Here is a 23,093-nt window from a genome sequence, read left to right on the forward strand (position 1 = left end):
CGAATCTGCCCCCCCAAATCGCTCGGCGCTTTGGGTGCGAATGCGCGAGCCGCGTGAAGCACAAGACCAGCCAAATGCAGGTGCTTTTCTCACGGCAGCGGGCCACGCGCCACAAAAAAGCATTTCTCGGAATTGATTGCCCCGATGCGGAATAGCTGCTCACATTTTTCGGCTTTGCTTTTTCGGGATACGGATATCTTGATCTGGAGTTGCAAGATTTTAGTCGTCTGTTGTGTCCCATTGGCTCTGAATGCTTGTGCGGTGAATCGGGTTGGTTTTACCTCCTTCGACGTGACCAAGCTCGAAGGAGGGTGGGTGATCGTGCAGTCGGTGCCGGGATTGCATATTCGCACCGAGAGCAAGGATGCTGGCCTGACCGTCGGTTATTCAGAGCGCGTTTGCTTAGTAGATGACGATTCCTTCGATGGCATTGTCGGCTCGCATCACTGGGACGGCAGGCAGATGCCAGCAGCCGAATCCTGCCTCTCACGATATCTTTCGGCATACGGATTGGAAGTCCATTTGAGCCCACCTTTGATCTCCTTCACGATCGGAATCAAGCGAACGGCGATCCTGGCCGACTTCGATGGCACTGACTATCAAGTGTATTCAGTCTTTTTCGACACCAAGAACCCGAGTTCGGGCTATATCAACTTCGTCAAAAACAGAAGGAGCACGTTCGATGAGTGAACTATCTGATTTTCGAGCGCATGGACTGGCTCGCACCCTCTCTATTTCGTTTTTCGTTGCAGCTTTACTTGTCGGCTGTGAAAGCAATAACGTTTTTGTGGCGGCAGATTCGACGATCGGAGTCTCGGGATCGATCAACAGTGCAAAAACCTCTGGCAAACTTTTGGTGGGATATGACCGGGCGTTCATAGCATATGTGCCGAGGAAAACCGACACCGGGGATGCATTATCAACGTACAACTGTACGCATTTTGAAGTAACGGGCATCCAGATCACTCGATTTTCTGAGAGTTTGGCCACAGGAGACGCGGCAATCGAACACGCCGCAAAAAACCCTGGAACAGGTGTTGAGACGTTGTGCGACACTGCAACCGATAAAAGGATAAGCCAGTGAAAAAGTGTATGAATTTCGTCGCAGTTAGTTTTGCTTTGCTACTCAATGGCTGCAATGACGCCTTGGTCTACGGTGAGAGCACTAATTTCAGCCTAGCAACAGTGAAGATCAACTCGGATGTGGCGGAACCAATTTCCGTGAATGCCGGCTTCGATCGGACAATCGGAACCTTCGCTCCTCAACAAGGCGAGGGCAAGGAAGCGATGAATATGCTTTCAAGGTTCGAACTATTAAACGACCCGGAGTATTTGGGGAAACTACGTATCACTACCGAGTTCGCCTCCGGTGAAGCTGCAAAGAAAATGGTTGAGGTGAATGATCAGGGAACCAAGAACCTGATGAACTACACCACCAGTCAGCCAGAGCAGTGAAACCCTGATGAGCTCTAGCTGAAGCGGGCCCTGCCACTCTGGTCGTGTGCATCTGTGTTTGCCCAGACAGCGGGGCCGAAATAACTCCGCACAAATGCCGGGACCGTTTGGCTGCTCGAATAGAGAGTCTTCCACGGCTTTGGTGTGCCTTCAGTATTGCCAAATCGGAGGCAGATTAATGATTTAACATAATATGTATTATGCGTAGTATCGTACGGATCTCCACGATACCCATCTCAGGTCCGACTCCCGATCAAGCCACCAAGCAAGCAACACTTGCCCCAGCGTCCCCCTGTATACCAATTGGCCAGTTCTCGTCTCTTGCCATGGCCTAGATCAACAGTCACGTCGGCTTATTTGAGCCTGTCACGGGCGGCGCCGGCGCATTTTGAATGTTGAACCGCGCTGGATTCGCCCAGGTACGGATATTGCCAATACTCCAGTACCGCACCGCGCAAGCATCACCGCAGAAAAAAATGAAACGTGCCAGCTTCAGAAAACACACAAAGTCGACAGTCGTCGTTGCCGCCACCTTGTTGGTCGTGGCCGTGTGGACCATCGCCAATATGTCACTGCATGCGCAGATGCCGCCGCGCCCGACGGATCGCGGTACGACGCAGCCACCAGGAGGCAGCGATCCGTTGTTTGCAGCTTGGAAGCAATTACCGTCGCGCCAAGCCAACGACACCGAACTCACGTTTCTCGACGACAACGACATCGCCTGGGCGGCCCGTTGGCGCCTGCTCGAGAGTGCCCGGGAACGTCTCGATATCAGCTACTTCATCCTTAGCGAAGACATCTTCGGCACGGCGTTTCTCGGCCATCTCTACCACAAGGCGCAGCAAGGCGTCGAAATTCGCGTGTTGCTCGATGCCTGGGGTACCAAGATGTCGCGCGATCTTCGTGGCAACGACTATCTCGACACGCTGGTGAACACCGAGAAGGTTGACGTAAAGATGTTTCGTCCGATGCTGTCGCGCCTGCTTGATGCCTTTCTCACCCTGGACCCGATAGCCATCGTCGCCAGTGAACACGACAAGTTATTGTTGGCGGACGGCAAACGCGGACTGACCGGCGGACGCAGTATCGCGACAGAGTATTTCGCCGACCCCAAACTCGCGCCCGAGGCATTTCGCGACGCCGACGTGCTATTGACCGGCGAACAGGTCGAAAAAGCCATGGTGGCTGCATTTGACGTGCAGTTTAACAGCGGTGTGGCAGAGACCGTCACACTCGACGTTGTCGATATCCATGATTCCCGCCAGGATCTGGAACTGACTTACCAGGCAATGGATGCATGGTTGCACGGTCGCGAAATACCGGATGCCGTGACCAAGGGCATGGAAGAACGAGAACTCCCCTATCTCGCCGAGTTAAGGAAGCACCCGAACTTGAAGGGCATCTTGAAACGCTCGCTGCCGCCGTCTTTGACCGCCCCTGTGCGCCTACTGGACAGTCGAACACGCTTGCTCGAAGGCGACGACGAAATCAGCAACTCCATGATCATGCTGGCACGCAGCGCGCAGGAGTCGATCTTCATCCAGACGCCCTATCTCGTGCTGCCGAAAGAAGCGGCCACTGCTTTGACCGAGGCGGCACAGCGCGGCGTTCGCATCACAATACTCGTCAACGGGCCGACATCCAGCAAGAGTGCCACCAGCCAGGCCGTGTTTCTCGAACAGTGGCCGCTACTGCTGGCCAAGGCCCCGGGCTTGCGCCTGTTCGTGGCTGCCGAACGGCACAGTCAACATGCCAAGGTAATTACGATCGACGGACGGTTGACTCTGGTCGGCACCTACAACCTGGATCCACTGAGCATGGCCATCAATAGCGAATTGATGGTTGCGGTCTGGTCTGAGGCGTTCGTGGACCGCGTACTGCGAAAGCCGCGGCACATGATCGACCAAGGCCAACCGAAAGTGGTGCGCTACCGGATAAAGCGCGATGAGCAAGGCAAGCCGGTCTACGATGAGGAAGGTGCCCCGGTAGTTGCCTACGGGCCTTTGCAACACAGTGATCCCAGCGAGTGGCCGGAAGTTGAGCGCTGGGGATACGTCGCGCGTTCGTTGATCGCCCTACCCTGGATCGATCCGATGTTCTGATCAGTGATTGTTGGCGACGCCCCGTCAACAACGCTTGTTGAGTTCACGTCTCGCCATCAAACGTCTGCATCGGTGCAAATGCAACACCGCAATGGCTCGCCTCGGCCCATTCGGACCCTCATGTCGCTCGCATCGACGCTGTTGCTGCGATCGGCGCCGGTTTTGCAGCCACCATAGGCGACTGGCGCACTCATTGCTTCGACTCAGGTAGATATGCAGCCCGTGGGTTGTGCCCTACCGACGAAGGGTCGAAGACCATGAACGACAACCTATTAAAAGCCATAGCCAGCACCGGCTACTTTGCGCGCGGCTTCGTGTACCTGGCGATCGCCGCCTTTGCAATCGGCGGCATGACGGGAGCGGGCAACAGCGACGGTGCACGTGGTGCGCTGGCCCAACTTGCGACAAAGCCGTTCGGTCAATCGTTGTTGTGGATCATTGCGATGGGTTTGGTTGCGTTCATGGTCTGGCGCTTGATGCAGTCAATCGGCGATGCCGACCGCCATGGTCGGGATATCAAAGGCATCGCGGTGCGCGCCATGTTGCTGGTCAGTGCCGTTTCGCACGGCCTGCTCGCATTAACGGCGATCTATCTGGTGACCTCGCTCGGGAACGCAGACGCCGGTGGACCATCCGGTGCTCAACAGAGCTCGTCATGGCTATTGCGGCAACCGTTCGGCCGGTGGCTGCTCGGGGCAATCGGCATCGGCATTGCGCTGTGGGGCGTGGCGCATGCACTCAAAGGCATCAAGGGGCGCTATCGCGAACGCCTCGAATCAGGTATGCCCGATCATCTATGGGTCCGTGCCATCTGTACATTGGGCCTGGTTGCGCGCGGCCTGGTTTTCGTAATGATCGGCGGCTTCCTGGTACGCGCAGCGCTCTATGTCGACAGCAGCGAAGCGAAGGGGCTGGGCGGTGTCCTACGCACTTTGGAGAGTTCATCGTATGGCCCTTGGTTGCTAAGCGGTATGGCGTTGGGCCTGGGTGCCTTCGGTCTCTATTGTTTGGTCGAATCTCGCTGGCGACACATCTCCAAACCTACAGCACCCGAGTTCGGTTAACCGTCAATCCGCGCGGCTTTGTTATGAATTCACACAGCTCTGAAACAACCGCCGATGAATCAGCGGTGGCTAGCAACAATGATCAACAGGTGACGAGGTTTCGTGACGCCTGGCAGCGCCCAGGAGACTGGGCACGCCAACTGGCTGACTCGCCGCTTGGCCTCTGGTCGATAGGCATCGCGTCATTCTTCGAGACCATCATCGTCCCGATCCCGATCGAGGTTATTTTGATCCCTTATATGCTGGCACGTCGCGACCTGTTATGGCGTATTGCGCTCGTGACCACCCTGGGTTGTCTGATCGGTGCCGTGGTCGGCTATGGGCTGGGTTATTTTCTTTACGATACGCTCGGCCAACAGCTGGTCGCAGCCATGGGGTGGGAGCAGGATTTTCAACGCTTCCAGACGTGGTTCGACAACGATGGATTCTGGGCGGTGCTCGCTATCGGCGTGGTGCCGATTCCTTTCCAGGTCGCAATGCTCGCTGCCGGTGTTGCGGGCTATCCAATACTCTTATTTTTATTGGCAGCTACGATTGCACGCGGCATCCGTTATTTCGGGCTTGCCCTATTGGTTGCGTTGGTCGGCGATCAGGCTGTTTCACTTTGGAAACGTCACAAAACGCCCGTTGGAATTGGCCTGTTGCTGATCGTTTCAGGCGTGGTTGCAATCAATGGCGTTGCACTCTGACGACGCGGACGGATGATCTTCAGTGTTCGGTAGAAAGCGAAGCCCCTTCGAACTGGTGTTGTTCCGTGGATTCGGCGACGGCGAACATATCTGTGTCGCCGGGCGGGTTATCCGGCGTTCCTGGCTTGCAGACGAAACGCGAAAGCGCGGCCTGTTGCGACGCTTGCGCCAAGGCATCAAGTTATTGATCAGTCGCCATGCCCCGCGGATGGAGATCGAACTTCGCTGTGGCGACAATCTGTGGCACACGCAGTCGGACAGTCACGGGTATTTCTTCAGTTGTCACAAGGCCGTGCCGCTCTCAGGCGATGACCTTTGGTCACCCTATTCTGCACGTCTGACCGACAATTCGTGTGGCATAGAAACCTTGGCCAGCAGTGAAATACTCCGTGCGCCGGACAGTGCCAGGCTGCTGGTGATCAGCGACATCGACGATACCGTGGTTTACACCGGCGTCGCCAACAAACTCATGATGCTGTGGAGACTGTTTTTCGCGTCTGTCGACGAACGCGCGCCGTTCCCGGGAATGGGTGCATTCTTAAAGGGTCTGCACGGCGGGCGTTCCGGTCGGGAAAGCAACCCAATGATCTATGTGTCGCGCAGTCCCTGGAGCATTTATCCTTTGCTGAAGGAGCTGTTCCAGTGTCACGACATCCCGGTCGGCCCTGTCTTACTGCTACGGGACTGGGGGATCTCATGGCGCCATCCTTTTCCGCGCCGCGCCGAAGACCATAAGGCGAACATGATCGATTTCGTGTTGAAAGGCTACCCGACACTGCCGGTCGTCTTGATTGGCGACAGTGGTCAGCATGACCCCGAAGTGTACGCGGCAGTCGTGGAGCGCCATCCGGGGCGGATCAAAACCGTCTACATCCGCGACCTGCAACGCGGACCGGAAAGGCAAAAGCAACTGCTCGATCTGAACAAGCGGATGGGCGAAGCCGGTGTTCGGTTCGTTGCCGCAACTTCGACGGATGAGATGGCCGCCGACGCGCGGGCGACCGGCTGGCTGAATCCCGGTGATCAGCAACACGTAGCCGAGGATGCCGAAAAACAGAAACTATAAGCACTCGCTGCCGGCAAGACCGTTAGCTGATCTCTGCCCTCACCTGCGCATACGCCAGCATCGAGAACAATACCGTGCCACCGATGATGTTACCTGCCAGCATGGGGGCCATGGCCGAGCCGATGGCGTGAACCGGATCGATTTGCCCGCTGAGCAACAACAGAAACACCTCGGTCGAACCGACAATCACGTGCGGAAATCCGCCGATCGCGATCAGGTAGGTCATCAGCAGTATCACCCAGAGCTCAAAGCCTTTCGAACTGGGTAACATCCAAACCAAGGCGGCTACGAAGAAACCGGCCGGGATCGCTTGTACCAGCATATCGCGGGCATCGCGACCGTGAATCAAATGTGTAGACACTTCGTAAAACACGGCCAGTTGAGCGTCTGAGGTGAATCTGACCCATTCGGTGAAAGCAGCGGCCAGAAAGGTACCGAATAGGTTGGCGGCCAGTACGACGGCCCAAAGCCGAGCGGTTCTGCGCAGCGTCTTGTTGGAATAGTCGGCGAACAACGGCAACACCGGTGTGATGGTGTTTTCGGTAAACAACTGGAGGCGGCCGAGGATAACGATCACGAACCCGATGGAATAACCCGCCGTCGCAATCAGCTCCTGCCAGTGACCGGGAGCCAATGCGTGCCTAAGCATGCCTTCGGCCCACAGCGAGGTACTGATGGCAATGCCGGCGGCGACACCCGACCACCAGAGCGAAGCAACTGGCCGGGACAGTTCCTCGCGCCCCTCCTGCCTGATGACCTCGTAGACCGTCTTCGCCTGCAGCATCGAACTTTCTTCGATCTGCTCTGCTTCACGTTGCTTGTTATGTGCGTCGTCATTCATTCAACGGCCTACCAGTGCGCCCATCGGGTTGTCGATTAGTCGAAACCTGACGAGATCACCCGTTGCTTCGCCGGCAGACCGGCAATCGTTGCCCTGCGCAACGATTGAAGGCCGGCCTGTCTGCGTTACCTGCTTGTATCCTTGAGCCAGTGAGGCATGTGGCATCCTTTACTCGATGCCTACACGCGTGGCCTCTTGCCCATAACAAAGAACACCAGGGCGACGATCAACCCGACCACAAACAGGATCCACGCGATCTGCGATGCCGTACCGGCAATACCTGAAAAACCCAGCACACCCGCAATGAGTGCAACAACCAAGAAAATAAGTGCCCAACTCAACATTTGTCTCTCCTCCAACACGACCCCAAGGGTGTTAATTGATGTAGCGCCGATTCGATAACCTGCAGTTCTTCGCTTGAACCCAACCGATCGACTCGCTCACTGCCACGCCGTTGCTATGAACAACGTTCATGGCGCGTGGCATTGGGTTCCTTGCATGGCACGTGCCACCCGTTTCAGGCCCCATCGCGTGACCGTCGACGGTAAAATCCGGTCGAATTGCGCCGCATATGAGCCACACTTGGCGGATATCCACGGCATTCGCGATTGCGCCCGCAGAACCGACTCGCACATGGCGCTGCGGCCGCTGGGATTTGATTGAGGCGGTCAGCCGCCGGTTCCGCAGCTGCAAAACATCGGGGGGCGGCCTCTCCCGCCAGGCCTGTTGTTGCTGCTGACTTGCATGGATTTGCCGTGCCTGCGACTTGGATTAAGCTACGCTGCCGCTGCTGTCGAAGGAGTGTTCGACCCGGATGTTTTTGATACCTGAACGAGGACGATCGATCGTTGACCGCTGACCATCCGCCAACCCGCTTGCCCGGTATTGATATCCAGTTTGAACTGGATGCTCAGGGCAGATTCAAGCGCGTCGATGAGGACGCGCATGCTTTGTTTGGCGTGCCTACTGACGAGCTGATCGGCGAACATTTTTCGATGGTTCTGGCGAAGCAGCAGGTCGACGACGCGGTCCACAGACTACCTGCTGCCGCAGCTGGGAGATTGGCGCGCGTCGCCTGCCGGCTACGGCATCGGGATGGGCGCGAGTTCGATGCGGAGGCGATTGCCTGCCGTATGGACGACGCTTCGGTTTGTGTCATCGTCAGGGCCGTTGGCGAGCTGCCGCCGGCACAGATGGACAGCGCACGTCTTGCCGCAATCGTTGAATCGTCAAACGACGCAATCATCAGCAAGACAACCGCCGGCATCGTAACCAGCTGGAATTCTGCCGCACAACGCATTTTCGGCTTTACCGCGGACGAGATGGTCGGTCAGTCGGTGCTGACGATCGTTCCTCCGGAGCGCATCGACGAAGAGCGCGACTTTCTTACGCGGATTGCCGCTGGCGAGCAGATACAGAACCGCGAAACCTTCCGCCTGAACAAAGCGGGCAAAGCCGTTGCTGTGTCGGTGACGGTGTCGCCGATCTTCGGCGAATCCAACGAGATCATCGGCGTGTCGTCCATCGCGCGCGAGATCAGCGAGCGCCAGGCACGAAAGGCGGAATTGCGCGAGTCGCTCGAGCGCTTCCGCACACTCGCCGACAACATCAGTCAACTGGCCTGGATGGCCGACGCCCAGGGGTGGATCTTCTGGTACAACCAGCGTTGGTACGATTACACGGGAACGACGCTGGACGAGATGCAGGGCTGGGGTTGGAAGAAAGTGCACCACCCCGATCATGTAGAGCGCGTCGTTGCGCGCATACAGCATTCCTGGAATACCGGCGAACCCTGGGAAGATACCTTTCCATTACGTGGGGCCGACGGGCGCTATCGCTGGTTCCTGTCCCGTGCCCTCCCGATCCATGACAGCGAGGGGCGGATCACACGCTGGTTCGGCACCAACACCGATGTCACCGAACAGCGCGAGCGCGAAGAACAGATACAGTTGTTGCTGCGCGAGATCAATCATCGCTCGAAGAACATGCTCGCGCTGGTCCAGGCTATCGCGCGGCAGACAACGTCAACTCATCCTGATGACTTCATTGAGCACTTCCTCGAGCGTATTCAGGCACTCAGCGCCAGCCAGGATCTGCTGGTCAACAGCGGTTGGCGCGGCGCCTACATCGTCGACCTCGTCACTTCGCAGCTTGCCCATTTCAAAGACCTGATCGGCAGTCGCATCCGGATCGATGGCCCACGTCTGGAACTCAACGCCGCGGCCGCGCAGGCCTTGGGGATGGTGGTGCACGAACTGGCGACCAACGCCGGCAAATACGGCGCCCTTTCCAACGACGAGGGGCGAGTGGTCATCACCTGGCAACGCCAGGATGGGGACGGCGACGGCGATCAGTTCTCGATGCAGTGGACTGAACTCGATGGACCGCCGGTCACCGCACCCACGCGCCGCGGTTTCGGCTCGGTCGTGGTGGAGCAAATGGCCAGCGTATCGCTCGGTGCGACCGCTGAGCTCGAATACAAAGAACAGGGCTTGGTATGGCGACTGCTGGCACCGACCGAACGCGCCATTCATGGCGAACCTAAGGGAACTGCCCTGTCCTCGCAGGCATCGACTGGCCATACGACCGATCGAAAACGTATTCTGATTGTCGATGACGATTCGATGCTGGCTTTGGATCTCGCCGAGCGCCTGCGAACGGCCGGTTTCGAACCGCTGGGGCCGGCGCATACCGTTGAACAGGCGTTGTCGCTGCTCGCAGAACACGGCTGCGATTGTGCAGTACTCGACATCAACCTGGGCGACGAGACATCGGAAGCGATCGCACACAAATTGCAGTCGCTCGACGCACCGTTCATCACCCTATCGGGTTACTCGCGCACACAAAAACCGGCAATCTTCGACAATGTCGCGCATCTCAGCAAACCGGTGAACACCCGCGACCTCATCCAGGCCGTGCGCGGCGCAATGAGCGGCAACGATCAAGCGAGCGAATGACCCGTTCTCTAGAGAGTTGGCCGGTTCTTGCGCAGATGCCGCCGGCACCGCGTTGTTGACTTACGAAAATTGTTTAGAAAGCCTTGGCTATGTCATCCCGCTGAAACCCGGCGGATAGCAATTCCCTACTCCCATTCCATCTCCTGAAACACCTGTTGGGCATTGCGGCCTTTGAGGGTTGCGTAGTCCACAAGATGCTCGAAACGGCTCTGGTCGAGTGTGCCGATCTGGGTGATGTCACCGCCGCCGTCCATAAACTCTCCGACCAATTCGCGGAGAAACACGAGGTAGTCGAGAGAATCGGCGCGCGCACCTTCCAGGTCAGTGGGCGGGCCGTGTCCGGGAATGATGCCGACAGGCTCTAGCGCTGCCATTGTCTCGAACGCCTCGATCCAATGTTTGGCATTCGAATATGGCAAGACGCCCAGCATGCGCCCCACGTACACCACGTCACCGCTGAACACGACACGCTCGTCAGGCAGCCACACCAGGCTATCGCCCGGCGTGTGTGCGGGTCCAACCTTGCTTAGTGCGAACGTTTTCTTCCCGAGCGTGATACTCATGCTTTCGTCGAACGTCTCGTCGGCGTAGACGGGTTCCGTGCCGCTCATCCCTTCCGGGCCGACCAGATTACCCAGTACCAGCAATTGGTCTTGTTGGCGTGCACGCTGATCTGCGACCGCTGCGGTGCTCGCGATGATCCGTGCGCCTTTCTCTTTGAAATAGCCATTGCCCAACCACCGGTGATCCTGTCCCCCGCTGTTGACGACTATCTTTACCGGCTTGTCGGTGACCTGTCGGATCACGGCGTCAATCGCCTGCGCACCCTTGTAGCTGCCACCGGAGTCGACCAGCACAACACCTTCGTCGGTCACGACGAAACCGAACGTCGCGTTGTTGCCGAGGTTTTCCGGTGAACGGTTTCCGAAGGGTCCTATCACCGCGTAGACATCGTCGGCGACCTGTTGCAGGTGCAGTGCAGAATAGCTTTGGTTCGCCGCCGTCACAACGCCGGTAGTGAGCATCGGCACGGACGCGAGCAGCATGAAAAAGTACTTGAACATTTGGTCTCCAAATTGAAGATCGGCAAGGATTTGCACAGAAATCCGTCAGCCACATTTGATGATCGAATAGCCGAAGGTTTTGCGTATACGACACGCGCTATCAGGCCGCAATTTATTCGCAGATTTCCGCCATGCAGGCCGCTTCCCAGACTTATTGCTGTCGTGTTCGCAGCGGATACTCCTCGTGTGTTTTCGCGTCGGCTTTGAGACAGAGGGGCGGCCTTGGGGCATCTCCTTGCGACACGCAGATTGAAACACTTATTGCATCGTGTAATATCTGTTTCAATATGTCCAGTTTCAATTCTCATGCATGGGTCCTGTTTACGAGCACCCTCCCCGGCCGATCACAAAGCACGCCGCGGGTCCGGTTATGGCGTGCGCTGAAAGAGCTGGGCTCAGCCCCTTTACGTGATGGCGTGATCTTGCTGCCCGCGAACGATCGCCACCGGGCGGCGCTGGAGGCCATAGGTGCCCAGGTCGAGAAGGACGGCGGTACGGCCTGGTTGCTCGAACTGCCGGCGCAGCGTCCCATGGTTGAAGAACAGTTGCGTGCCGCTTTCGACCGCACCGAAGCCTATACGGAACTCGAGCGGAAACTGGTGGGGTTGCGTTCGGATGCGGTCGGCCTGGACGAAACATCGGCCCGGCAGCGCCTGCGCCAGCTGCACCGCGATTTTGAAGGGGTCTCGGCGATCGATTTCTTCCCCGGCGATGCGCAAGCGCGGGTGCGCGTGATGTTGGAAGAACTCACCGAGCAACTGAATCGACGGTTTTCGCCACAAGAACCGGCGGCTTCGGACGGACAGATCGCACAGCTTAAGTCATCCGATTACCACGCCAGGCAGTGGGCGACACGACGGCATCTTTGGGTAGATCGCGTGGCCAGCGCGTGGTTGATACGTCGTTTCATCGACGACGAGGCGCGGTTTGTCTGGCTGGAGCGCCCGGATGCGTGCCCGAAGGATGCTTTGGGTTTCGATTTCGACGGCGCGGCATTCACGCATGTTGGTGAGCGAGTGACCTTCGAGGTGCTAACGGCGAGTTTCGGACTGGACGCGGACCCGGGGCTGGTTCGGCTGGGCCGATTGGTGCACTTCCTCGATGTGGGCGGCATCGAGGTGGCTGAAGCGGCCGGTTTTGAAGCCGTACTCGCGGGCCTGCGCGACACCGCGCCGGACGATGACGCACTGCTCAACGCGATGACGCCCATGCTGGATGGGCTTTATCAGCGGTATTTGACGGCTGAAACCTAAGCCAGCATCGCTGGCCAACCTTAGAGAGGCATACACCATGTCCACGTTGAGCGATGCTACAGCCGATGAACACACACAGCCGCGTCCCGTTTCGCTGTGGGAGGCGTTCGGCTATTGGCTGAAACTCGGCTTTGTCAGCTTCGGTGGTCCTGCCGGCCAAATCTCGATGATGCACACCGAACTGGTCGAGCGTCGACGCTGGATCAGCGAGCACCGCTTCCTGCATGCCTTGAACTACACCATGGTGCTGCCGGGGCCCGAGGCACAGCAACTCGCCACCTACATCGGCTGGCTGATGCACGGCACGCTGGGCGGGATCATGGCAGGTGTGTTGTTTGTGTTGCCGTCTCTGGCCATCCTGATCGCCCTTACCTGGGTCTACCTGGCCTTCGGCGACGTCCCCGCGGTTGCCGGCGTGCTGTACGGCATCAAACCGGCAGTCACTGCGATTGTCGTGTTCGCCGCCTACCGTATCGGCTCGCGCGCTTTACGCAATGGCGTGCTGTGGGGCCTGGCCGCGGCCGCTTTCGTAGCGATCTTCGCGTTGCATGTGCCCTTCCCTTACATCGTGGTGGCAGCGGGCATCATCGGTTATTTTGGTGGCCGCATCGCACCCAACAAGTTCAAGGCCGGTGGCGGTCACGGTGCATCGGACAAGACGTTCGGACCGGCATTGATCGACGACGACACCCCGGCGCCGAGCTGGGCGCGTTTTAACTGGCGTTCGACCATCGGCCATGTCTCGGTTGGTCTTGCGATTTGGATCCTGTTGGAGGGCTTCCTATACCTGCGTTTCGGTTGGCACGGCCCGCTGACGCAGATGGGGTGGTTCTTCACCAAGGCGGCACTGGTTACCTTCGGTGGCGCCTATGCGGTGTTGCCGTATGTCTATCAAGGTGGCGTAGATCAACACGGCTGGCTGACGGGTACGCAGATGATCGATGGCCTCGCTTTGGGCGAGACAACACCCGGCCCGCTGATCATGGTGGTTGCCTTTGTCGGTTTCGTCGGCGGCTGGACGAAGGAAATCCTCGGCCCGGACAGCCTGGTGTTGGCCGGCGTTGCGGGCGCGACGGTCGCGACGATCTTCACGTTCCTGCCGTCGTTCCTGTTCATCCTGGTCGGCGGCCCGGCTGTCGAGGCGACCCGCGACGACGTGAAGTTCACGGCACCGCTGACCGGCATCACAGCTGCCGTGGTCGGCGTCATTCTGAATCTCGCAGTGTTCTTCGCCTGGCATGTGCTGTGGCCGGATGCGACGGAATCGGCCCCGTTTACAGGGCGCTTCGAATGGTTCTCGCTGCTGATAACGGTCGCAGCTTTTGTCGCGCTGTGGCGTTACAAGGTTGGCATCATCCCGGTCATCGCGGCCTGTGCGGTGGCAGGGTTGATCTATTCGTTCGTTTTTTAGTTTGAAGTCCATGCGTAAGGCGCTTATCCGTTAGCACTCGGAGATTGGCTGGGACTCTCGGTAATTCGCCTTGGTTCAATCACCCTATGCAGCGGCTTCAGCGGTGAGGCTGGCGAAAGCGCCGGGTAATCACTCCCACAAACGCACGGCAGGTTCAGTTCGCGTACAACGGCGGCAGCGCCGAATCGCCCGATCTACGCGTACCCTTTTCTGCCTGATCCCTCAGCAGCGAAGCGAGCACCTGCCATGCCGCGGGTCCGTCCCAACGCGCGGCCTCACCCGCGTACAGGTTGCGATTGAGTTCCTCCAACACCGGCTTGGCTGGCGGCGGCAGACGTTGCGCCAGAGTTTCCAGACCTTGCGGCGGGTCGTCCGACCAAACGGCCGCTGCCCATGTCAGCAGCGCCTGGCGCGTGGCCTTGGCATCGTTGGCCTGGCACGCTTTCTCGACTTGCTTGAGCAGCCCCGCGCTGCTCGACATCGCCGAAGGCTTGGCCGTCGCGGCCTGTGAAAGGCTGCCGCCAGCACCGGCATTGTCGCGACGCGAACGCCACCACAGGAACATGCTGACCGCCCATGCCACAGCGAACAGTAAGGCTATCCATGGCCAATAGCCCGAGCGCCAGTCGGCTGACTGCGACGCCGTAGCATTGTTGCCGTCACCGCTGGGCACCGTATCCGTGTCATTAGCAACGGCAGGTGCGGTAGTTGGTGCTGCAGCTGCCTGCGGACTAACCGATCCGGCTTGCGCCTCATCGATTGTCTGGGTTTCGCCGGCTGCGCCGGGCAGAACATCGATATCGCGCCCGGGGAGCTGTGCAACCCGCAGCGTGTTGTTGTTCACGTCCCACCATTTCAGCTCAACCGGCGGCAACGAGAGCTTGCCCGACTTTGACGGCACCAATGCGGACTTCACGATCTTTTGCGCAATCAAGGTATCGCCGTCGGCACGCGTTTCGGTCTGCGGTTTGTCCGGATACACCGTTACCCCCTGCCCTGCCTGCGGCGAAAGATCGGGCAGCTGGGCTGCGGTTACACCTTGCGCGGTGATGGCAATGCTGCGGGTAACCGGCTCACCCACACGAAACTCGGGCGGATTCGGCGACCAGGCCTCATTCAAGGTCACCGACTCTGCCGGTAACCAGGGTGTCGGCGTACCGGCCGGTTGCGGCAGAACATTGAGCGTCTGCATCTCGCCGCGCAAACGGATCGGTCGCGTTTGTTCGAAGGCGCTGCCCATGTCGGAGAACGGACTCTTGCCAAAAAACTGGTCGAACTGCGCAAACGGATCACGCCCACCGAATACGCGATCGCGCACACTGTTACCTTGTTGATTGGGCAAGGGTACGCGCGCGCTGAGCACCGGCGGCGCGATCTCCAGGGTGCCGCTGCGCTGCGGGAAGATCGCGTAACGGCGTTCGATAACCCGGTAGTTCTGGCCGTTGCGATAGGTTTCGTAGCGGCGCTCATCGCCAAGGCGTTCGACGATCGCGTCGGCGACCTGTGGGTCGGTCAGGTTCGCCCTGCGCAGGGGCGTCTTCAACAGCAGCCTCACACTGTAAACCACCTTGCCCTGCACATACGGTTCGTGGGGCGTCGATTCAACCTCCAACATCACCGGCTTGGAGGGATCGTTGCTCTGCGTCGTCTGGCCGGCGGGTAACACCTTGAGCTCAACCGGTTCGCTGGACAGCGTGCCGACATTGATCGACGGAATCGTCAGCTCCCCGGTACGCTTGGGCACGAGCGCAATCTGCCACTCGCGCCAACTGCGTGCATTGCCATTGCTGAATTCGAACCGTGAACTCTGACCGCGGTTCACGATCTCGAAATCCTGCTGCAAGGGCGACAGGTCCGGGTTGCCCGAACTCTGGCGGTCGGTTCGCAACATCAACTGCACGACCTCGCCCTCGCCCATCTGATTGCGATCGAGGCGAGCCTCCAGCCCGGCAGCCGATGCACCCTGAGCCGCCAACATCAGCAGGGCGCAGACCAGCAGCGTTCGAAAACCTTGGCTTAACGGCATGGTTGGTTATCCTCCTGTCGGCAATCGGCCGTGACGACGCAGGTGCTGCAGCAGAAACCGCTGTCTTAGCAGTCCCGCCGGATCGTCCTCGACCCGGCGCAGCATCTGCTCCATCGCCTGTTGGTGTTCGGGGTTGATGGCCTGGCTCGATCCATGGGCGGGCGTTCGCTGCACGGCATTGCGCGTGTTCAGCAGGTCGTCGATATCGGGTTGCTGCTGTCGTGTATCCAAGTTCGGTTGGCCCGCGCTTGACGGGCGAACCGACGCTTGTGGCGCGTTGTTGTTCGACTCGTTTTGCGGCGCCATCTGCGACGGGTTGGACGGTGCTGCGCCTGCTTGTCGCCGCTCGGTCGAAGCCGTATCACCGGCGCCTGGCTTGTTCGCCTTGTTGGAATCGTTGGCCTGCTGTTGCGATGGTGCTTCTGGTTTGTCGCCTTGGTCACCCTTCTCGTCCGCAGTGCCCTGCTCCTCGGTCTTGTCGGCGCCGTCGGCTTGCGTGTTCTGCTGCTGATCGTCCTTCGACTGTCCCGCGGAACTCGATTGTTCAGACTCGGCCTGTGGTGATGCCGACGACGGGTCGCCCTCTGAACTGTCCCCGGAGCCGTTCGAGGACTGGTCCGAAGCGTTCTGCGATTTTTCTCCGTCCTGCCGGTCTTGACCATTCTGTGACGGTGATGCCGCATCGCCGTCTTGTTGATTGTCGGCGTTGCCCGGTTGCTGACGCTGTTCCTGCTGCGACCTTTGCTGTTCCAGCAGGCGTTTCACGAGGTCGCGATTATGCCGGGCATCTTCATTCGACGGTTCGGCTTGCAGCGCCCGCTCGTAGGCAGCTACCGCATCTTCGAGGCGTCCCAGGCGTGCCAGCGTGTTCCCCTGGTTGTAGGCGACCTCGCCGCCCTGCCCGCTTTGCAGGGCATCCAGTGCTTTCTCGTAGTTGCCGGCTTCGTATTGCGCAGCCGCACGCCAGTCCGGCCGTTCAAACAGCTCGGCCGCTTCTGCCGCCTTACCAGCCTTGAACGCTTCGATCGCTTGTTGATCGGGTGATGCCCAAAGTTCGCTCCAGCTCAGCGCCGTGGCATCGCGTGACGGTAACACAACAAACAACAGCAAGAGCGGGCTCAGCCAGCCCCGCCGAAACGCCAGGGCGGCCAACGGCAACACGAGCAGCAACAACCAAGGCCCTTCTTCCTGCCATTGCCCTGCCTGGTTTTCGCTTTGGCCGGCGTCGACCAGCGCGCGCTGACGGGAATCGTTGGGTAGCAAGGCATCGATATCGCTGTCGCCGGCGGTGGCGGTGACGTAGGTGCCGCCTCCTGCCTTCGCCAGCGACGTCAGGCCTGCTTGGTCGAGTCCGGCAAGCCGTATCGCGCCGGAGGCATCTTTGGCAAAGCCGCCATTGCCCATCGGGATCGGTGCCCCTTTTTGCGTGCCCACGCCGAGAACCGAGACACGATAGCCGCGCTCGTTCATCTGCCCGGCTGCTTTGATCGCGGCATCTTTTGATTCGAGCTCGTCGGTAACCAGGATGATATCGCCGTCGGGCGCGTCCGCTTGTGCCAGCAGGTCGCCCGCGGCATGCAATGCGAGATCGGTACGTTTCGAACCGCCGATGGGCAACAGGTTGGTGTCCAGGCTGGGCACCTGGGCCGCGATTGTCGCGACGTCGGTGGTCAACGGCGAAACAATGAAAGGCTCGGCGCCGTAGGCGATCAACGCGCTCTGCCCCTCTTTAGCCTTGCGCAACAGATCCAGGATCTCGAATCGCGCCCTTGCCAGGCGTGACGGCCGAACGTCGGCAGCGTTCATCGACACCGAGATATCCAGCACCACGACCCGGTATTGCTGCGCCTGGTATACCGGGCTGGGAAGCTGCTGCCACACGGGTCCGGCGAGGGCCAGCACCGCCAGCAACCAGGCGAAGGCGAGCAACACCAGCGGCCACCGACGCCTGCCGCCTTGTCCATCGACCAACAGGTGCGACAACAGGTGCGGGTCGACCACACGCCGCCACACCTCGCTATCGCCTTGCCGGCGCAACATCCACCACAACAGCACCGCCAACGGGATCAACAACCCTAACCAGGCCGGGCGCAGGAAATGAAACTCAGTGAACATCGTTCACCACCCCAGCGGCACGCGTTGCGCGCACTCGTCGCGGCAGGCTGCTTACCGCCATACCCAAGGACAAAAACAGGGCTGCGCCGGCCGGCCACATGAACAGCGCGGTCATCGGTCTGAACGTGCGTTTATCGCGCACGCTCGGCTCAAGCCGATCGAGCTCGGCGTAAACCTGCTCAAGCTGCGCTGCGTCGGTCGCCTCGAAGAAGCGTCCGCCGGTGGTCTGCGCAATCGCACGCAAGGTTGCCGGGTCGAGGTCCGAGCCACGTTGCAGCAGCATGCCGAACACCGAACGAACACCGACCTGTCCGCCACCGATACCAATGGTGTAGACGCGCACACCGGCCTGTGCCGCGAGTTGCGCAGCGGCCATCGGCGGGATGCTGCCTGCGGTGTTGGTGCCGTCGGTCAACAGAATGAGTACGCGGTTGTCCTGCGGTTGTTTTCGCAGTCGCTTGACGGCAAGCGCGATGGCATCGCCGATCGCCGTATCGCGCCCGGCCAAACCGATCACCGCCTCGTTGAGCATGGTGCGCACCGTTTCGCGATCGTGGGTCAACGGCGTTTGCACGTAGGCGCGGGTACCGAACAAGATCAGGCCGAGACGGTCGCCGGCACGGCTTTCGATGAACCGACCTGCCACGGCTTTGACGACATCCAGTCGGGTTACGGTACGCCCGCGCAGTCGGTAGTCCTCCTGCTCCATCGAACCGGATACGTCGACCGCCAGAACCAGGTCGCGCCCTACCATCGGCAGCTCGACCGGGTCACCCAGCCATTGCGGACGACAGGCCGCCAGCACCAGCAACAGCCAAGCCACCCACCCCAGCCAAAGATGCCAGCGCCTGCTGCGGCTGACGCCACCTCCCTCTGCAGCAGCCAGTTCGCGATAAAAGGGCAATCGAAGCGTCGTGCCGATCTGCGGGCTCGCCGGTTTGACCAAGCGCCTGACCAACCAGGGCAACGGCAAGGCCAACAGCAACCAGGGCCACGCCAAGGTGATCATGCGGCCACCTCCCGGTTGCGACGGATCCAGTCGTCGACCAGGGCAGCCAGTTGCTCGACGTCGATCGATGCGGCCGGTTTGTAAGGCGCATCGATGAGCTGGCGCCCTACGCCCTGGGTGAATTGCGCATTGCCTGCATGGCGGTCGAGAAAATCCATCCAGGCATTGCCGGTCAATGCGGCGACGTCGCGACGCGGAAAAGCAGTCACTGCATAACGTCGCAACAGCTTCGATAGCTCCCTGACGTATTCGACGGCATCGCCGTGCCGAACGAAACGCCGGCGCAATACCTTGAGTTCATGGCGTGCCTGATGTGCTGCGGCCAGCCGGCGGCGACGGCGTGTGTACCAATAGGCCAACACCGCGAAGGCGATCAGCACCGCGGCAGCCAACACCCACCACCCCGGCGCGGGCGGCCACCAACTCGGCGGCTCCGGTAGATGATAACCACGTAACCCGGCCAGCGGGTCTGGCGCGCCGAGCGCTGACGCCGGATTCACCGAATGCCTCCAGGTACTCTGCGTGGCTGCAACCCACGATGCAGCGCGGCACCGACCGGCCAATCGGTACGCAGGTCGATCAGATGGGCACGATGGTGCTGGCTCAAGGTCTGCAACGTGGTGACGCGATCGGCATAGTGCTGCCGCCAACTCGCTTGCACACGCTGCGCGGCGGTATCCAATACGCCGCGCTGGTTGCCGTCGCTTACCGGATACAGTCCCGCAGGCGGTATCTCGACATCGATCGCATCGAAGATATGCACCATGACGACCTCGCTGCCGCGGGCGAGACGCGCCAGCCAGGCGCCGTCATCGGCATGGATGCCCGCAAAATCGCTGAGCAGAAACACCAGACTGCCGGGACGTACCAGGTGTGTCAGGTGGTCGGCGGCAGACGACACCGATGAATGGCCACCGTCTTCGCCGGGGATCGGCGCCTCGGACAGTGCCTTGAGCAATGGCAGCAGGCCGCGCGTGCGCGCCACCGGCCGCCGTTCGAAATGGCGGGTTTCGTCAAATACGAGTCCACCGACCCGATCGCCCTTGTCGGCAGCGGCCCACGCCAAGAGTGCAGCCGCTTGCGCGGCGATCACCGATTTGAACGCGACCCGGGTACCGAAACGCATGCTCTCACCGACGTCGACCAGCAACCACACCGGTCGCTCGCGTTCTTCGCGAAACACTTTGACATGCGGCTGACCGGATCGCGCCGTCACCCGCCAGTCCATGTTTCTCGGATCATCGCCGGGTTGGTAAACCCTCGATTCGTCGAACTCCACACCGCGACCGCGAAAACGCGAGAGGTGACCGCCGCTGCGCGTCGCCAGCACCTTGCCGCGCGGCGCGATGTCGAGCCGCCGCGCCTCCTGGCGCAGCCCGATCAGCGTTTGCAGATCGACTTCGACGCCGTTGCCGGAGTTAGCGTTTTGCACAGAGTCAGGGTTCATCCGGGTAATGTGGGGCGCAAGTGCCGCTCAGGGAACGGCCACGAGCGAGAGCAGTTCCTCGACGAAGGCTTGTGCGGTCCGACCTTCGGCCTCGGCCTGGTAGGACAGCAGCACGCGATGCCGCATCACGTCGAGCGCGACTGCCTGGATATCTTCCGGCGACACATAATCCTGTCCCTTGAGCCATGCGCGTGCACGCGCGCAACGATCCAATGCCAGTGTGGCCCGCGGGCTGGCACCGAAGCGCAGCCAATCAGCCAGGGCACCGCCATAGGCGGAGGGATTGCGACTGGTCGTGACCAGCTGCACCAGGTAGTCCTCGACGTCCGGCGACATAAACAGGTCGAGAACCTCGCGCCGCGCGGCAAACACCGCAGCCTGCGTCAACGTCTGCTGCGTGGCCGCCGATTCGGATGTTTTCGCCTCTTCGCGATTGAGGCGCAGTATCGACTTCTCGGTTTCCGGATCCGGATAACCCACCTCGACGTGCATCAGAAAGCGGTCGAGTTGTGCCTCGGGTAGCGGATAGGTGCCTTCCTGCTCGATCGGGTTCTGCGTCGCCATGACCATGAACAGCGGCGGCAGACTGTAGGTTTCGCGTCCCACCGTTACCTGGCGTTCACCCATCGCCTCGAGCAGTGCGGACTGTACTTTGGCGGGCGCGCGGTTCACCTCGTCGGCAAGCAGCAGGTTGTGAAATATCGGCCCCTTGTCGAAGCGGAAGCTGCCATCCTGCGGGCGGTAGATCTCGGTACCGGTAAGGTCGGCCGGCAGCAGGTCCGGCGTGAACTGAATGCGGTGGAAGTCGCCTTCCAGCCCGGTTGCCAATGCCTTGACCGCCTTGGTCTTGGCCAGACCCGGTGCACCTTCAACCAACAGGTGGCCATCTGCGAGCAGTGCGATCAGCAGTCGCTCCACCAGTTCCGATTGGCCAAGTATCTGCGCTTCGACATGGCGTCGCAGCGCGCTGAACTGCTCGTGTGCTGCGCTTGCCGGCAACCTCTCGTTCGACATATTGCCTGCCTCCAGCGGGCTTGATGAATTCTGCATGCTTCACCTTTGTCTCTTTGTGTCGCTTTGGTCCACAAAACAAAGGGAATGTTCCCAAAGTGATTGATTACGGATCAGCGGTATATTCCAATGCCGTGGCAAGCCGCCGCCGGTATGCGCCTTTCTCATCGACACAGGGCTCGGGTGCCAATTGCCGGGCACGCCGGACAAGGCGTTCACCCACCCGCGGCGGGAACGCGCGCTGCAGATCAGAAACTCCCAAGGAACATTGCACGCTGCACTCTTGTCGATGATCCCATCCGCGGAACCAGGAGCAGGACACCATGAAATGCGCATCAACCAATCATTCTGACGCGGAGTATCTGCCATGAGCGACGCCAAACAGGCGACGGGCAAGCCGCCGAGCCGGCTGCCGTGGCGAGCGCTGATCGTCGCGGTCGTGGTTATCAGTGGCGCTATTCTGACATACCTTGTGCTCGAAGCCCGCGACGAAAGACCGAACTACTATTCGCCGGCCCGTACCGCGCTGGTTACTGCCAAAGAACGCTTGGAGATCGCGTTCAGCGAAGAGGCCAACCTGCTGAGCTACCTTGAGGAGACGCACCGCGATCTCGAGAGCGCGATCGACGCGCTCGACCAGGCCCGTAGCGATCCCAGCATGCGCGCCGAGATCGATTCCGTCAGGCGCCGTCTCAGTGCGCTCGGCGACACCGATCGCCTGCAGCGCACGACGCCCGAAGAACTCAAGCAGACCTACCACGAGATCAATGCAGAGATCGAGGCGCTTATCGAACGGCTCGAGAATCGCGACGCTCCGCAGTAATGACGGCGCCGCAGAGGAGAGTTGGGCGCGCTAGGCTGCGATGCCTTACGCAAGCTCACCGGACAGGACCCGAAGCACCGAAGCTGTCGCCAAAGGACATTATCGACAGCCCAGTCAGGTTGCAGCCACGAGTCAGCGTTCAGCGCAGCGCGCGTGAGCTGCGGATCAACAGGTACCCGGCCAGCATCCCCCCAAGGTGTGCAAAATGGGCGATACCACTGGCGCTGCCGGTCAGGCCTGCCAACAGCTCGATCACACCGTAGCCGATCACGAACCAGCGCGCCTTGATGGGCATGGGTGGAAACAACAGGAACAGTTGTTGGTTCGGAAACAGATAGCCGAAGGCCAGCAAGAGTCCAAAGACGCCACCCGAGGCGCCAATCACCCGGTATGGAGGAGAACCGCTGCCGATCTGGATTGCAGCCACGATCAACTGGATGATCGCCGCGCCGACGATACAGCCGAGCAGATATCCGGCGAACTGCGCCGAGCCCCAACGTCGCTCGAGCGGCGCGCCGAACATCCACAGCGCGTACAGGTTCAGGAACAGGTGCAACTCCCCGCCGTGCAGGAATGCGTAGCTGACCACCTGCCAGGGTGAAAAACCGATCGTACCGATGTCGGTCACGATGTGGGTATTCAACGGCCACAGCGCCAGCCAGATCGTCAACCAGTCACCGGATGACTTCTCGAGGAGATACATCACCACGCACGCGGCGATGAAACCGACGACCACCGGAATGTCCCTCACTCACCTCTC

21 protein-coding genes are annotated in these 23,093 nt (G+C 60.0%); 11 read left to right on the forward strand and 10 right to left on the reverse strand.

Features of this window, described 5'->3' with window-relative positions; genetic code table 11:
* The first annotated feature begins 198 nt into the window (after positions 1–198).
* The 7 genes from B1781_RS11695 to B1781_RS11720 all read left to right on the forward strand — a co-directional run bounded on the left by B1781_RS11695 (position 199) and on the right by B1781_RS11720 (position 6,376).
* On the forward strand, positions 199–690 hold the full coding sequence (locus tag B1781_RS11695; protein ID WP_164513358.1) for a hypothetical protein: 492 nt from the start codon (positions 199–201) through the stop codon (positions 688–690).
* Positions 683–1,084: a hypothetical protein gene (locus tag B1781_RS22950; protein ID WP_125932047.1), complete on the forward strand. Its 402-nt coding sequence runs from the start codon at positions 683–685 to the stop codon at positions 1,082–1,084. The genes B1781_RS11695 and B1781_RS22950 overlap by 8 nt, the downstream gene beginning before the upstream one ends.
* Before the next feature lie 8 nt (positions 1,085–1,092).
* Entirely contained in the window at positions 1,093–1,455 is a 363-nt protein-coding gene (locus tag B1781_RS11700; RefSeq protein ID WP_078119842.1) for a hypothetical protein, read from the forward strand.
* Between the two features lie 476 nt (positions 1,456–1,931).
* On the forward strand, positions 1,932–3,557 hold the full coding sequence (locus B1781_RS11705; protein WP_164513359.1) for a phospholipase D-like domain-containing protein: 1,626 nt from the start codon (positions 1,932–1,934) through the stop codon (positions 3,555–3,557).
* Positions 3,558–3,814: 257 nt separating this feature from the next.
* Positions 3,815–4,621 carry a DUF1206 domain-containing protein gene (locus B1781_RS11710; protein WP_078119844.1) on the forward strand — a complete coding sequence of 269 codons (807 nt, stop codon included), beginning with the start codon at positions 3,815–3,817 and terminating at the stop codon, positions 4,619–4,621.
* The gene (locus B1781_RS11715) at positions 4,561–5,310 is read left to right on the forward strand and encodes a YqaA family protein (protein WP_334223699.1); all 750 of its coding nucleotides are present in this window, start codon (positions 4,561–4,563) and stop codon (positions 5,308–5,310) included. The genes B1781_RS11710 and B1781_RS11715 overlap by 61 nt, the downstream gene beginning before the upstream one ends.
* 22 nt (positions 5,311–5,332) lie before the next feature.
* Complete coding sequence (locus B1781_RS11720) at positions 5,333–6,376, forward strand: App1 family protein (RefSeq protein ID WP_125932048.1); 1,044 nt, start codon at positions 5,333–5,335, stop codon at positions 6,374–6,376.
* A gap of 22 nt (positions 6,377–6,398) precedes the next feature.
* Here the strand turns inward: B1781_RS11720 and B1781_RS11725 are convergent, their stop codons facing one another.
* Positions 6,399–7,217: a formate/nitrite transporter family protein gene (locus tag B1781_RS11725; protein ID WP_078119847.1), complete on the reverse strand. Its 819-nt coding sequence runs from the start codon at positions 7,215–7,217 to the stop codon at positions 6,399–6,401.
* A gap of 179 nt (positions 7,218–7,396) precedes the next feature.
* Positions 7,397–7,561: a DUF1328 domain-containing protein gene (locus tag B1781_RS11730; RefSeq protein ID WP_078122026.1), complete on the reverse strand. Its 165-nt coding sequence runs from the start codon at positions 7,559–7,561 to the stop codon at positions 7,397–7,399.
* Between the two features lie 504 nt (positions 7,562–8,065).
* On the opposite strand from B1781_RS11730, the gene B1781_RS23175 reads away from it, so the two are divergent.
* Positions 8,066–10,174 (forward strand): PAS domain S-box protein, encoded by a 2,109-nt coding sequence (locus tag B1781_RS23175; protein WP_164513360.1) that lies wholly within the window; start codon positions 8,066–8,068, stop codon positions 10,172–10,174.
* Positions 10,175–10,299: 125 nt separating this feature from the next.
* Here B1781_RS23175 and B1781_RS11740 read toward each other — a convergent pair whose 3' ends face one another.
* A complete protein-coding gene (locus B1781_RS11740; protein WP_078119848.1) occupies positions 10,300–11,238 on the reverse strand; it encodes an MBL fold metallo-hydrolase in 939 nt (312 codons plus the stop codon).
* Between the two features lie 287 nt (positions 11,239–11,525).
* Between B1781_RS11740 and B1781_RS11745 the strand changes: the two genes are divergently transcribed.
* On the forward strand, positions 11,526–12,491 hold the full coding sequence (locus tag B1781_RS11745) for a chromate resistance protein ChrB domain-containing protein (RefSeq protein WP_078119849.1): 966 nt from the start codon (positions 11,526–11,528) through the stop codon (positions 12,489–12,491).
* Positions 12,492–12,537: 46 nt separating this feature from the next.
* Positions 12,538–13,902, forward strand: coding sequence for a chromate efflux transporter (gene chrA, locus B1781_RS11750; protein ID WP_408646373.1), 1,365 nt, complete (start codon positions 12,538–12,540; stop codon positions 13,900–13,902).
* Positions 13,903–14,056: 154 nt separating this feature from the next.
* Here the strand turns inward: chrA and B1781_RS11755 are convergent, their stop codons facing one another.
* The 6 genes from B1781_RS11755 to B1781_RS11780 are packed head-to-tail and all read right to left on the reverse strand — an operon-like array spanning position 14,057 to position 21,513.
* On the reverse strand, positions 14,057–15,928 hold the full coding sequence (locus B1781_RS11755; protein ID WP_078119851.1) for a BatD family protein: 1,872 nt from the start codon (positions 15,926–15,928) through the stop codon (positions 14,057–14,059).
* Positions 15,929–15,934: 6 nt separating this feature from the next.
* A complete protein-coding gene (locus tag B1781_RS11760) occupies positions 15,935–18,043 on the reverse strand; it encodes a VWA domain-containing protein (RefSeq protein WP_078119852.1) in 2,109 nt (702 codons plus the stop codon).
* On the reverse strand, positions 18,033–19,052 hold the full coding sequence (locus tag B1781_RS11765) for a VWA domain-containing protein (protein WP_078119853.1): 1,020 nt from the start codon (positions 19,050–19,052) through the stop codon (positions 18,033–18,035). The genes B1781_RS11760 and B1781_RS11765 overlap by 11 nt, the downstream gene beginning before the upstream one ends.
* A complete protein-coding gene (locus B1781_RS11770; RefSeq protein ID WP_164513361.1) occupies positions 19,049–19,552 on the reverse strand; it encodes a DUF4381 domain-containing protein in 504 nt (167 codons plus the stop codon). Before B1781_RS11770 ends, B1781_RS11765 begins: the two co-directional genes overlap by 4 nt.
* Positions 19,549–20,484, reverse strand: coding sequence for a DUF58 domain-containing protein (locus B1781_RS11775; RefSeq protein ID WP_334223700.1), 936 nt, complete (start codon positions 20,482–20,484; stop codon positions 19,549–19,551). Before B1781_RS11775 ends, B1781_RS11770 begins: the two co-directional genes overlap by 4 nt.
* Before the next feature lie 42 nt (positions 20,485–20,526).
* Positions 20,527–21,513, reverse strand: coding sequence for an AAA family ATPase (locus B1781_RS11780; RefSeq protein ID WP_125932269.1), 987 nt, complete (start codon positions 21,511–21,513; stop codon positions 20,527–20,529).
* Positions 21,514–21,877: 364 nt separating this feature from the next.
* Between B1781_RS11780 and B1781_RS11785 the strand changes: the two genes are divergently transcribed.
* On the forward strand, positions 21,878–22,333 hold the full coding sequence (locus B1781_RS11785; protein ID WP_078119857.1) for a hypothetical protein: 456 nt from the start codon (positions 21,878–21,880) through the stop codon (positions 22,331–22,333).
* Positions 22,334–22,472: 139 nt separating this feature from the next.
* Here the strand turns inward: B1781_RS11785 and B1781_RS11790 are convergent, their stop codons facing one another.
* Entirely contained in the window at positions 22,473–23,036 is a 564-nt protein-coding gene (locus tag B1781_RS11790; protein WP_078122027.1) for a rhomboid family intramembrane serine protease, read from the reverse strand.
* Between the last annotated feature and the right edge of the window lie 57 nt (positions 23,037–23,093).

The sequence above is a fragment of the Thiosocius teredinicola genome (assembly GCF_002009425.1).
Lineage (GTDB): Bacteria > Pseudomonadota > Gammaproteobacteria > Chromatiales > Chromatiaceae > Thiosocius > Thiosocius teredinicola.